General features: G+C 67.9%; 9 protein-coding genes and 1 rRNA gene. 3 read left to right on the forward strand and 7 right to left on the reverse strand.

The genetic code is table 11. The features are described from left to right. The first annotated feature begins 71 nt into the window (after positions 1-71). Positions 72-1,484 carry a DUF4032 domain-containing protein gene (locus AC1DBE_RS15525; RefSeq protein WP_476971096.1) on the forward strand — a complete coding sequence of 471 codons (1,413 nt, stop codon included), beginning with the start codon at positions 72-74 and terminating at the stop codon, positions 1,482-1,484. A gap of 68 nt (positions 1,485-1,552) precedes the next feature. On the opposite strand, the gene AC1DBE_RS15530 is transcribed toward AC1DBE_RS15525, so the two are convergent. The 5 genes from AC1DBE_RS15530 to AC1DBE_RS15550 all read right to left on the reverse strand — a co-directional run bounded on the left by AC1DBE_RS15530 (position 1,553) and on the right by AC1DBE_RS15550 (position 8,875). Next, a complete protein-coding gene (locus AC1DBE_RS15530) occupies positions 1,553-2,923 on the reverse strand; it encodes an FAD-binding oxidoreductase (RefSeq protein WP_476971088.1) in 1,371 nt (456 codons plus the stop codon). Positions 2,924-2,972: 49 nt separating this feature from the next. Further along, the gene (locus tag AC1DBE_RS15535) at positions 2,973-4,835 is read right to left on the reverse strand and encodes a glycoside hydrolase family 13 protein (protein ID WP_476971089.1); all 1,863 of its coding nucleotides are present in this window, start codon (positions 4,833-4,835) and stop codon (positions 2,973-2,975) included. Positions 4,836-4,837: 2 nt separating this feature from the next. Continuing rightward, entirely contained in the window at positions 4,838-5,797 is a 960-nt protein-coding gene (locus AC1DBE_RS15540; RefSeq protein WP_476971090.1) for a sugar ABC transporter permease, read from the reverse strand. Further along, positions 5,794-7,446, reverse strand: a complete 1,653-nt coding sequence (locus AC1DBE_RS15545) for an ABC transporter permease subunit (RefSeq protein ID WP_476971091.1) — start codon at positions 7,444-7,446, stop codon at positions 5,794-5,796. Before AC1DBE_RS15545 ends, AC1DBE_RS15540 begins: the two co-directional genes overlap by 4 nt. Before the next feature lie 124 nt (positions 7,447-7,570). After that, positions 7,571-8,875: a sugar ABC transporter substrate-binding protein gene (locus AC1DBE_RS15550; RefSeq protein WP_476879258.1), complete on the reverse strand. Its 1,305-nt coding sequence runs from the start codon at positions 8,873-8,875 to the stop codon at positions 7,571-7,573. 324 nt (positions 8,876-9,199) lie between these two features. Between AC1DBE_RS15550 and AC1DBE_RS15555 the strand changes: the two genes are divergently transcribed. Both AC1DBE_RS15555 and AC1DBE_RS15560 read left to right on the forward strand, forming a co-directional pair. Continuing rightward, positions 9,200-10,945, forward strand: a complete 1,746-nt coding sequence (locus AC1DBE_RS15555) for a glycoside hydrolase family 13 protein (RefSeq protein WP_476971092.1) — start codon at positions 9,200-9,202, stop codon at positions 10,943-10,945. A 2-nt stretch (positions 10,946-10,947) separates the two neighbouring features. After that, the gene (locus tag AC1DBE_RS15560; protein WP_476971093.1) at positions 10,948-11,979 is read left to right on the forward strand and encodes a LacI family DNA-binding transcriptional regulator; all 1,032 of its coding nucleotides are present in this window, start codon (positions 10,948-10,950) and stop codon (positions 11,977-11,979) included. A 36-nt stretch (positions 11,980-12,015) separates the two neighbouring features. Here the strand turns inward: AC1DBE_RS15560 and AC1DBE_RS15565 are convergent, their stop codons facing one another. Further along, complete coding sequence (locus AC1DBE_RS15565) at positions 12,016-12,501, reverse strand: SRPBCC domain-containing protein (RefSeq protein ID WP_476971094.1); 486 nt, start codon at positions 12,499-12,501, stop codon at positions 12,016-12,018. A gap of 154 nt (positions 12,502-12,655) precedes the next feature. Beyond that, positions 12,656-12,772, reverse strand: a 5S ribosomal RNA gene (gene rrf, locus AC1DBE_RS15570). Positions 12,773-12,797 lie beyond the last annotated feature (25 nt).

Here is a 12,797-nt window from a genome sequence, read left to right on the forward strand (position 1 = left end):
CGTTAACCGGCAAAATTTAGGCGCGCCCGCCCCAAGTACGGGAGAATTGCAGCATGACCGAGGAAAACCGCATGACCGAGGACAACGGTGCCCAGTGGCACGACGAACCCACTGACTACGGGCAGATCGGCAAGCTGCCGCGGTACCAGGCCGCGAGCGCCAACGACGGCAAGGGCCTCGCCAGCTCACTGAGCATCACGGCCGCCGCCACCGAACCAGAACTCCTGGACCTCCCCTGGCACATTGCCCTCGAGGACTGGCCGGCGGAATACCTGGCGGCGCTCCCCCGCGGCATCTCGCGGCACATCGTGCGGTTCGCGCACCTCGGCGGCTCGGTGATCGCCATCAAGGAAACCTCGGAGCACATCGCCCGGCACGAATACCACATGCTCCGCAAGCTCGCCCGGCTGGATGTCCCCTGCGTGGAGCCGGTGGCGGTCATCACCGGCCGCACCACCCCCGAAGGCCGGCCGCTGAACCCCGTGCTGGTCACGCGCCACCTGAAGTTCTCCATGCCGTACCGCGCTCTGTTTTCGCAGATGCTGCGCAAGGACACCCTCACCCGCCTGATCGATGCGCAGGCGCTGCTCCTGGTCCGCCTGCACCTGATCGGCTTCTACTGGGGCGACGTTTCGCTCTCCAACACCCTGTTCCGCCGCGACGCCGGCGCCTTCGCCGCCTACCTTGTGGACGCCGAGACCGGCGAGCTGTACCCGGACCTGTCCACCGGGCAGCGCGAGTACGACCTCGAAATTGCCCGGGTCAACATCGCCGGCGAACTGATGGACCTGCTCGACGGGGGCCTCATCGAGGAGAAGGTGGACCCGGTCGCCACCAGCGAGCTCATTATGGAAAGTTACCGGCGGCTCTGGACCGAGCTTACCGAGAAGGAATCCTTCGAGATCGGCGAGCGCTGGCGGGTGGCCGCGCGTATCCGCCGGCTTAACGAACTCGGCTTTGACGTCGAGGAGTACGCCATCAAGACCACCCAGAACGGTTCCACCATCCAGCTCCAGCCCAAGGTGGTGGACGCCGGGCACCACCAGCGCCGGCTGCTGCGCCTGACCGGCCTGGATGCGCAGGAGAACCAGGCGCGGCGCCTATTGAACGACATGGACTCCTTCCGGGCGGATAACAACCCGGGTATGGATGAGGAATACAGCGCGCACCTGTGGGTCAGCCAGATCTTCGAACCGATTGTCCGTTCAATTCCCCGCGACCTCTCCGGGAAACTCGAACCGGCGGAGGCGGTGCATGAGATCCTGGAGCACCGCTGGTACATGTCCGAGAAGGAAAACCGGCACATCCCGCTGGCCGAGGCCGTCCAGTCCTACATCGATTCAGAGCTCCGGCACCGCAGGGACGAGGCCGCGATCATGCTCAATCCGGACACCGAGCTGCTCAAGATCCTCGAGGTCGAAACCGAGGAGTCACGGTACGGCGAGGACGCGGACGACGACGAATACCCCGACTCCGACGACTAGCCCCGGAAGTGCCGGGCGGCCCAACTAGCTCGCAGTAGTTGGGCGGGACTTGTTTTGGAACAGCCGGGCTAAATCGCCTTGCCCGGGTTCAGGATCCCCGCGGGGTCGAAGAGCTCCTTGATCCGGCGCTGCAGCTCCCGCACCGGTTCCTTCTGCTCCAGGCCCAGCCAGCGCAGCTTGTACTGGCCCACGCCGTGTTCGCCGGTGATGGTTCCGCCCATGGCGAGCGCCACCGTGACGGATTCATCCAGGGCCGCACCGAGCCGCGCCATGGCCGCAGCGTCCACGGCGTCCCCGTCCCGGTCCACCCAGAACGTGGGGTGCAGGTTGCCGTCGCCGGCGTGCGCCACCACCTTCAGCTTGACCTCATGCCGCCGGGCCATGGCCTCCAGCTCTTCGACGTAGTCCACCAGCCGAGAGCGCGGCACGGCCACGTCCTCGCCCACCCGGTATTCGTCGTCGACCTCCACGCCGCGGCTGTTGCGGCGAAGCTCCACCAGCTGTTCGGCCTCGGCGTTGGCCTCCATGGTGACCACGGCGCCGCCGGCCGCCAGCACCGGCCGGATCGCGGCAGCCTCTGCGGCAGCACCGAACCCGTCGGTCTGGATCAGCAGCAGCGAGCCGCCGCGGGAGGCGAGATCGGACCCGTGCACGTCGTCGAGCTGGGCGAGCGAACCGCCGTCGAGCAGTTCCATGATGGCCGGCTGCACCCGCGCCTTTCCCACCGCCAGGACGCCGGCCGCGGCGCTGCGGAAATCCGGGTAGAACGCGGCGATGGTGTGGACCTCGCGCGGCAAATATTTCAGGCGCACGGTAACCCCGACAACAATCCCCAGCGTCCCCTCGGAGCCGACGAACAACCCGGTGAGGTCATAGCCGGCCACCCCCTTGAAGGTCTGGTGTCCGGTGTGGATGAGCGTGCCGTCGGCCAGGACGACGTCGAGGGCCAGCACGGAATCCCGCGTCACGCCGTACTTCGCGCAGCGCAGCCCGCCGGCGTTTGTCGCGACGTTCCCGCCGATTGTCGAGAGCCGGTAGCTGGCGGGATCCGGGGCGTACATCAGGCCGTGGTCCGCGGCGGCGGCGTTGAGTTCCGCGTTGATGACCCCGGGTTCGACGACGGCGGTCTCGTCGTCCGAGTTCAGGGCCAGGATCCGGTTCATGCGCTCGAGGCCCAGCACCACACAGCCCTCGCTGGCGTGGGCGCCGCCGGACACCCCGGTGCCGGCTCCCCGGGCCACGAGCGGGATCCGGTGGGCCGCGCACGCCCGGACCACCACCTGGACATCAGCCACGGACTCGGCCAGCACCACGGCCTGCGGAAGCTGGTAGTCCAGGACGGGAGCCTGGTCCACGGCATAGGCCGCCAGGGACTCCGCATCCACAATGACTTTCGCCGCGCCCAGGGCGGACGTCAGCTCCTCGGCAATGCCGTGCATGGGTTCTCCAGTTCTCCGTCGAATCGGGCCATCGGTCCTGGCCTTCAGTCTAGGGTGCTGGCAGCGTAACTCCCGGCAGCACCCAGGCGGCTGCCGCCGGCCCGCCTGTCCGGATGTGCACCCCCGCGGCCGTGATGTCTCCGACGGCGAAGGCCGGCCGTCCCGCGAGGGCGGCCAGTTGGCTTTCGCACAGCAGCCCGGCGGCGAGGGCCAGTTCCGCGGCGTCGCGGGCAACCACCACTAGCACGGCACTGTCCGCGGCTTCCCGGATGTAGGCAAGTGCGTCGCCACGGGCGTGCAGCCAGCGGATGCCGCCGGCAGTGAGCGCCGGCTGCCCCCGCCGCAACGCGGTGAGCGCGGCGTACAGACCGGTCAGGTCGGCGGGGATGCGGCCGGGGTCGGTCCAGGGCATGGGGGTCCGGGAGAACTCCCCGTTGTCGCCCTTGAGCCCGAACTCGTCGCCCGCGAACACCACCGGCACGCCCGGCAGGGTGAACATCAGGACGGCCCCGAGTTGCTGGCCGCCGTCGACCATTGCCGTCGCCGCCCGGGCGGTGTCGTGGCTGTTCAGGGCGTTCATGTTCTGTAGCCGGACATCCCAGCTGAAGGCGGCCGCCAGGTCGAGGTGGGTGGCGAGGAAATCCTCTGCGGCGATCCGGGGTGGGCCCGGCAGCGGTGTTCCGAAGAAGTTTACGTGCCCCGCGTCGCCGGCCAGCCAAGCCCACAGCGGGCGGGTGAAGTTGGAGTAGGTCATGGCGCCGTGCCAGTGCTCGCCGCTGAAGTCGGGGGCGGCGTCGTTGGTGGCTTCCGCGAGCAGGGCGGCGTCCGGGTTGATCGCATGGACGCGGTTCGCGATCAGCCGGGCCACGTCCTGGTTCACGTCGGTCTCTCCGAGCCGCCCGGTCATGTTGCCGACGTCGATCCGCCAGCCGTCCAGGTTAAAGGGCGGCAGCAGCCACCGGGCCACCGCGGAGTCGTCGGCCAGGACGAATTTGTCCCGCAGGCCGGCCGAGGCCCAGTTGAACTTGGGCAATGAGGGCACCCCGTACCAGGCCTCGTAGGTGCTGTGGTCCGCGCTGAAGTAGTAGTAGCCGGCCTCGTCGGAGGCGGGTTCGGCCAGGGCCCGGCGGAACCATTCATGGGCGTCGCCGGAGTGGTTGGCCGTGAGGTCACCCAGCACCTTCAGGCCGCGCGCGTGGGCCGCCTCCACGAGCGCCACGAGCGCCTCGTCGCCACCCAGCACCGGGTCCACGGCGGAGAATGTTGAGGCGTCGTAGCGGTGGTTGGACCGTGCGGGGAAAAACGGGGTGAGGTAAATGATGTCCACGCCCAGGGCCTGGATGTGGCCCAGATGTTCGGTAATGCCGGGCAAATCGCCGCCGAAGAACTGGAGCGGCGTCTGGGCCGAGGCGCCCTCGACCCCGGTGGTATCCCAGTCGGCGGGCACGGCCCAGTCCGGGACCGGACGCGCCGAGGCGCCGGCGGACCGGGCGAACCGGTCCGGAAACACCTGGTACATGGTGCCCTCGCGCAGCCACGACGGGCCGGCGGGGTACGTCGTCACCCGGAAGTCCGCGTAATCGGAGACGTCGCGGGCGAAGAGGCCCTGCGCGTTGAGGTGCCAGTACCGCTGCCCGGCCTCGATCAGGAACCGGTACCGCGCCACCGGGTTGGTGACGGGCATGTCCGCTTCCCACCACACCCAGCCGTCAGCCTCGCCAAGGTTCACGCAGGACGTGTACCGGGGCTCGCCGTCGTGCACGGAGCGGAGCCAGACCCGGCTGGCCCGCCCCCACCCCGACGGGACGCGGATCCGGAGCCGGGCCTGGTCCCCCAGGGCCGGCTCCTGCGGGGCGTGCAGGCCGGACCCGTCGTGGTGTGGCAGCAGGCCGGCCGCGGCAGCGCCTGACATGCCTAGCCCTTCACCGAACCCGCCGTGAGCCCGCTGACGATGTAGCGCTGCAGGAACAGGAACAGGGCCATCACCGGGATGGCGCTGATCACGGCGCCGGCGGCGAACACGCCCCAGTTCTCGGAGCGCTGCTGCGCCACGAAGGAGTAGAGGCCGACGGCGAGGGTCTGGCTGTCCGGATCGGTGAGCACCACGGACGCGATCACGAACTCACCCGAGATGCCGATGAAGGACAGCAGGCCCACAACGGCCAGGATCGGCGTCACCAGCCGCATGATGATGCCGAAGAAGATCTGGCTGTGGCTGGCGCCGTCGATCTTGGCTGCTTCATCCAGGGACTGCGGCACGGTGTTGAAGAAGCCGTACATCAGGTAGGTGTTCACGCCCAGGGCGCCCCCGAGGTAGACCATGATCAGGCCAAGCTGGCTGCCCAGGCCCAGGGCCGGGATGACTTCGGAGATGCCGCTGAGCAGCAGGAAGATGGCGACGACGGCCAGCAGCTGCGGGAACATCTGCAGCAGGAGCAGGCTGAGCAGGCCGAACCGGCGTCCCGTGAACCGCATCCGCGAGAAGGCGTACGCTGCCATCGCCCCGAGGAACACCGTGGCCGCGGAGGTCACGCCGCCCACCACCATGGTGTTCAGGAACCAGCGGGCGAAAGGCCGGGAAGGCATGTCGAACAGGGCCGTGAAGTTGCCGAAATCGATCCTGCTGAACAGTGCGTTGGAGCCCACCAGGGTGCCGGTGGAGTTCAGCGCAGCGGAGAGCACGTACAGCAGCGGGAAGACCGCGAAGATGGTGACGATGATCCCGACCAGGTGCCGCCAGCCCTTGTCCTTGGCCCAGACGCCGAAGGGGCGGCGGCGCTGCAGCGACTTGAGGTAGTCGAGGTCGGTGTGGCCGGTGCCGCCGTGGTCGGCGGGACCCGCCGTGGCGGCGGTGCGTGGTGCTGACCCGTTCATGAGTTCACGTCCTCGAGTGCCTTGGTCTGCTTGAAGCTGATGGCCGATACGGTGGCCACGATGATGAAGATAATGATGGCCAGGGCGCTGGCGAGGCCGTAGTCACGGCCGGTCCCCTGCCCGAAGGCCACCTTGTACACGAGGGTGATGAGGATGTCCGTGGCTCCGATGTCCCGGTCGGTGTCCGCGAAGCGCGGGCCGCCGCCGGTGAGCATAAAGATCACGTTGAAGTTATTGAAGTTGAACGCGAAGGAGGAGATCAGGAGCGGGGCGATCGAGACCAGCAGCAGCGGCAGCTTGATGGACCGGAAAACCCGCCAGGGCCCGGCGCCGTCCATCCGGGCGGCCTCGTCGAGTTCGGAGGGAAGCGACTGCAGGGCGCCGGTGCAGACCAGGAACATGTAGGGGAAGCCCAGCCAGAGGTTGACCACCAGGACGCTGATCTTAGCCAGGACCGGATCCGTCAGCCAGCCAATCGAGGCCCCGCCGAGCAAGGTCTGATTCAGCCAGCCGAACTCCGGGTTGAGGATGCCGGACCAGACCAGGCCGGTGAGGAATGCGGGGAAGGCGTACGGCAGGATCACCAGGATTCGGTACACCTTCTTGCCCTTGAGGTCTTCCCGGTTGAAGGTGATGGCCAGGAACAGGCCCAGCGCGAACGTCAGCGCCACGGAGGCGACGGCGAAGGTGAAGGTCCAGAGGATGACGCCCATCAGGGGTCCGCACAGGCTGGGGTCGGTGAAGGCGCGGGCGAAGTTCTCCATGCCGACGTCGATCTTCCAGCCGGTGGAGAGCGTCTCGCCGTTGGCGGCTGCGAAGGCGCCCTTGCCGTTGTCGCGGTAGACGGCGCCTGTGGTGGTGTCCGTGAAGGTGTCCGCGCCGGCGTCGTATTTCAGGGCCGGTTTGAACTGGTAGGCGTTGCTGCCGTCGGCGGTGCGAAGGGTGCCGTCGGCCGGGTTGGCGGAAACCGCCACGGCGATGTCGAGGATGCTTTTCTGGTTGGCCACGATCTCCTGGAAATTCAGGGTCTGGTAGCCGTCCAGCGTCTTGGCCTTGCCGGTGGAGTCCTTGCCCGCGCCGGCAACTTCCTCCAGCGGTTTGTCGGTGCTGCCCAGGGAGACCTTGCCCTGCGGGTCCGTGAACAGCAGGAAGTAGGAGTTGTCCTTGGCCAGCACGGACGTCTTGTACGCCGGGGAATCCGGGACGCGCTTCTGGGCGGTGAGCTGGATGGCGGCGATCGCGTCATCCTTGGTGCTGTTGTGCCCGTCGCCGTAGTTGGTGAAGGCGATGTAGCCGCTGAACATAACGACGAAAACCTGGAAGATCAGCAGGAACAGCACGCCCGGGGCGAGGTACTTGGCGGGCAGGCCGCCCTTGCGCAGGTAGATCCAGTTGATCGCCAGCACGACGGCGGCGGAGACAGCCAGCGCCAGCCAGGACTGGCTGAGGAACAGTGTGATGAGGATGTAGACGGCAAGGGCATCCACGAGGCCCAGGAGCACGATTTTCGCGATGGTGCCCTTGAGCCCCTCCGGGCCGGTCCGCAACCGGCGGTTCCTGCGGGCCTGCCGGTCGGTGGGCGCGGAAGCGGTGTGCGGGACGGACGCTACTGCGGGGTCTGTGTCCTCGCGGAGTTCGGTTTCTGACATGGCTGTCTACAGTCCTTGGGAGTGCTGGGGTGATGCAGGAACGGGCCGGGCGGCGTGGCGGCCGCCCGGCCCGGTGCAGCCGGCTCCTGCCCGCTAGGGAAAGCGTCAGGAGCCGGCGCGGGGACTAACCCTTGATTTTGCCCTTGATGCTGGCGGCCATCTTGGCCCAGTCAGCGGCCGGGTCGCCCTGGCCCTTGATCAGGGCGAGTTCGGTGGCTCCCCAGTCAGCCCAGACCGCGCTCATTTCCGGGATGGCAGGCATCGGGACGCCGGTGGCGCCGATCTTGCCGAAGGCGGCGACAACCGGATCGCTGGCGGCCTTGTCGAAGGAGGCCTTCAGTGCCGGCGGGCGGCCGCCGGCCTTGTACATGGAGTCCTGGGCTGCCTCGGAGGTGAGGTAGTTGGTGACGAACTCGTTCGTGGCGAGGGCGTTGGCGCTCTTGGAGCTGATGAAGAAGCCGTTGACGCCGATGAACGGCTGGGCCGGCTGGTCGCCTGCGGTCGGCAGCTCGTCAACTGCGAACTTGATGCCCTTCTTCTGCACGTCCGGAACGTTCCACGGGCCGGTCAGGTAGTAGGGGGACTCGCCGGCGAGGAACTTCTCCTTGGCGATATCACCGGTGATGTTCGAGTTGATGATCTTCTCGCCCTTGTCGCCCCAGGCGGTCAGCTTCTTGGCGAATTCGACGCCGGCGGCGTCACCGATCAGCAGCTGCTTCGGATCGTAGCCGCCGTCGGCAGCCTTGCCGAAGACCTGCGATCCCATCGAGGCCTGCAGCGGGTACAGGTGGTAGGGGTCGCCCTGCTTGGGGTCCATACCGACCAGGAACGGGAACTTGGCCTTGCCGTCGGCGACGGCCTTCTTGCCCTTGGCAATGACCTCGTCCATGGTCTTGGCCGCGTCCGGGACGATCGCCGTGTTGCGCAGCAGTGCGATGTTTTCGATGGCGTACGGGACACCGTAGACCGAGCCGTTGTAGGACATGGCCTTGATCGCGGAATCCTGGAAGGACCCCTTCTTGTCGCCCAGCTCGACGGGGGCGATCACACCGTTCTGGACGAACTTGCCTACCCAGTCGTGCGGGCCGACGATGAGGTCCGGGCCCTTGCCCGTGGGGACCTGGGTGATGAAGTCGTCACGGACAGCCGCGAAGTCCTTGACCACGAGCTTGACCTCAATGCCGGTGTCCGCCTTGAACTTCGCGGTGATGTCCTTCAGCGCAGGCGAGCGTTCGGCATCGACCCACATGGTGATCGTGCCGGCGCCGCCGGACTTGAGGTCCGCTTTCGCGGTGGCGGTGGCGGTGGCCGGGCCGGATGCGGCCGCGCCGCCACACGCGCTCAGCGCCAGTGCCGCAACGACGGAGATAGCACCGGCCGTGAATACCCGGCGGCTGGTCCCGGTTGTGAGGGTGTTCTGCACCTTCATTGGTGTCCCTTTCATAAAATCCTGCATCCACGTGTGGGCTCGCCGGAAGAAGTCCGGGCCCGGTGGCATCGTCGGTGATGTGGCTCACAGCTGCAAGCGCTTCCAAGTTACATGGCGATCGACCGTTTGGAAAATTGGGGCCGCCCGGCGTGTCGCCACCATCCCTTCGAGCCCGTCACGAGGCACCTTGGCTCGGCGCGCAGCCGGCTGGGGGCTGTCGGACGTTGGCGCTGCTCGCATTACCTTGGGGTGCCGCGGGGATCTTTACACGACTTTTGCTGGAAGCGTTTTCATTTTTCACCGCGTGGACTTACGATTACCGGCATGTCCGTTGATTCAGTCCTCACAGCCCCCGCCGCGCTGGCCGGCCCGCTGACCCTGGTGCACTCCGCCGATACCACCCCCGGCTGGTGGCGCTCAGCTGTCATCTACCAGGTGTACCCGCGCTCGTTCCGGGACCTGGACGGCGACGGCGTCGGAGACCTTGCCGGTATCACGGCCGAACTCCCCAAGCTCGCCGAGCTGGAGATCGACGCCGTTTGGCTCTCGCCGTTCTACCGATCCCCGCAGCGCGACGCCGGATATGACGTCAGTCACTACTGCGACGTGGATCCGCTCTTCGGCACGCTGGCAGACTTTGACGCGATGATGGCGGAGGCCAACCGGCTCGGCCTCCGCCTGATCGTGGACCTGGTGCCGAACCACTGCTCGGACCAGCACACCGCATTCCAGGCCGCGCTGGCCGCGCCTGCCGGAAGCCCCGAGCGGGACATGTTCATCTTCCGCGACGGCCGCGGCGAATTCGGCGAACTGCCGCCGAACAACTGGCAGTCGCACTTCGGCGGGCCCGCGTGGACCCGGATCGCGGAACCCGACGGCACCCCCGGCCAGTGGTACCTGCACCTGTTCGACACCTCCCAGCCGGACTTCAACTGGGACCACGACGCCGTCCACGCAGAATTTGAGCGCGTGCTGCGCTTCTGGCTGGACCGCGGCGTCTCCGGGTTCCGCGTCGACGTGGCCCACGCCCTCGTCAAGGCCGCCGGGCTGCCCGAATGGGGCGGCCGGGCCGACGGCAACAGCTCGGAGGGGTTCCCGGGCCACGAGGCCCCGATGTTCGGCCAGCCCGCCCTGCACGAGATTTACCGGGCCTGGCGCCGGATCCTTGCCGAATACGGCCCGGACCGCATCCTCTGCGCCGAAGCCAACGTGGACCCGCTCCCCCGGCTGGCCGACTGGGTCCGTCCGGACGAGATGCACCAGGCCTTCAACTTCCCCTACCTGCACACCGGGCTGAACCCGCACCGCATGCGCGGCGTCATCACCGACTCCCTGACGGCCCTGGACGCTGTCGGCGCACCCAGCACGTGGGTGCTGTCCAACCACGACGTCGTGCGGCATGCCACGCGCTTCGGCTACCACGGACCGGCTCCCCGCGACGGCGACGGCATCGGCCCGGCAGATGTCCAGCCTGACGAGGAGCTCGGCCGCTCCCGTGCGGCCGCGGCGTCGATGTTTATGCTGGGCCTGCCCGGCGGCGCCTACCTGTACCAGGGTGAGGAACTTGGCCTCCCCGACGGGATTGATATTCCCGACCACCAGCGCCAGGACCCCACGTTCGGGCGCACGGGCGGCGAACGGTTGGGACGCGACGGCTGCCGGGTACCCCTGCCGTGGCGGGCCGCTGAACCCAACGCCGGCTTCGGCGCCGGGGCGGCTCCCTGGCTGCCGCAGCCTGAAAGTTTCGCGGGCCTGGCCCGTGACCTGCAGTCAGCGTCGCCGTCGTCGCACCTGAGCCTCTACCGGCGGATGCTGGCGCTGCGGCGTGAGCTCAGCCTCGGCCAGGGCTCGCTCGCCTGGCTCGAGGACTGGTGCACCGATACCTCCCTCGCCTACCTCAACGGCACCACCGCGGTCCTGCTGAACGTCGGGCCGGAGCCGCTCGAGCTGCCCGCCGGACAGGTGCTGTTGCGCAGCTCGACGCCGGCGGAACCGGACAGCGGCGCACATCAGTTAAGCTCAGGTGAAACTGTTTGGCTGAACATTTACATCGAGGACACGGAGAGCTGAAAATGCCCGGCATCAAGGACGTCGCGGAACGGGCCGGCCTCTCCATCGCCACCGTTTCGCGTGCCTTGAGCGGCAAGGGCAACGTCTCGGCCCAAAGCCGCGAGCGGGCCCAGGCCGCAGCAGCCGAGCTCGGCTTCGTGCTGTCTTACCACGCCTCCAGCCTGGCGTCGGGACGGAACCACAACGTCGGCGTCGTAGTACCCTCCGTGCACCGCTGGTTCTTCTCCTCCGTGGTGGAAGGCGTCTCCGCGACCCTGCTCGACGCCGGCTACGACCTCACGCTGTACAACGTCAGCGAGGGCGAGGAGCGCCGGCACAGCGTCCTGAACGACTTCCTGCTGCGCAAGCGGGTGGACGCGGTCATTGCCGTGTCCCTGGAACTCAGCGAGGCCGAGATCCAGCAGTTGCTGGCCATCCACCGGCCCATCGTCGGCATCGGCGGCCCGCTGCCGGGCGCCTCCACCATCCGCATCAACGATTCCGGCCTGGCCGAGGCGGCGGCGCGGCACCTCATCCAGCTTGGCCACAGCCGGATCGCGCACATGACCGGCGACGCCGCGTACGAAAAGGACTTCCGATTGCCGGGCACCCGGCAGGGCGGCTTTACCAAAGCCATGCGCGACGCCGGCCTCCCGATCCGCCCCGAGTGGCTGGTCTCCGCGGACTTCACCATCCAGGGGGCGTACGCCAGCGCGCGGCGTCTGCTGGGCGGCTCCCCGGAACGTCCCACGGCGGTCTTCGCGGCCTCGGACGAGATGGCGATCGGCACCACCCTCGCCGCCCGCGACTTCGGGCTCCGGGTGCCCTACGATCTCTCGGTCATCGGCATCGACGGCCACGAGCTCGGCGAAGTCTTCGGCCTGACCACCATCGACCAGGACCCGCGGGGCCAAGGGGCCATGGCCGTCCGGCGCCTGCTGGCCGGGCTCGACGGCGACGGGGACACGGCGGCTGCAGACACGGAGTATCCGACCCAGTTTGTGATCCGCTCCAGCACGGCCGTGCCGCCGGTCGATACGCCGCCGCTGAAGTAGGGCACCGACGGCCGTTGCATGCATGCCGGGTGACCCTCAGCCCGTTGCACCGCCCATAAACCGAACGAAGCGCTGCAGGACACCCGGCCAGCCGCCCTCATAGTCCGCGCGCGTGGCCGCAGGGTCCTGTGCGCCTTCCCAGCCGTTGTGGACGAGCCGCAGCTCTGTGCCGCCCTCCACGGCCCGGAAGGCCACACGCAGCTCGGTGGACCACATGGCCTGGGTTCCGGGATGCCAGCTCGCATGGAAGGACAACGGCGGCTGCCAGTCGTCGATGGAGCCCCAGACGGCGGTTCTGCCGTCGTCAGCGGTTTCAAGAATGAGGTTCTCTTCGAACTCGACGTAGGACGCCGCCCCGAAGACGCTGTGGTCCTCCAGCGGCCACCACAGATGGGTGTGTTCGGTGAAGCCAACAAATGCCCGGGCAACGGCGCCGGGGACGACGACGGTGAACACCAGAGGTTCCAGGCCCTCGGCTTGGGGATCCGGGGCCGACGCTGCGTGGCTGAAGAGGTTATCCATGGGCATCAACTCTACAAGGGTGCCGGCGCCTGAGTGCCGGCTCCTGGGTGGCTCCCCGAGCTGAGCGTGATCTGGCCCAGGGCTGGGTGTTGGTTGTGTGGTTAAAGTGGGAGAGCCTCCAACCTGGTGGTTGGAGGCTCTCGACCTAATGATGTTCCGGCGGTGACCTACTCTCCCACACCCTCCCGGGTGCAGTACCATCGGCGCTGTGGGTCTTAGCTTCCGGGTTCGGAATGGGACCGGGCGTTTCCCCCACGCTATGACCGCCGTAACCTTGTGTCCGCACCCTGGCCCGG

This window comes from Arthrobacter sp. 10T416 (assembly GCF_056394165.1).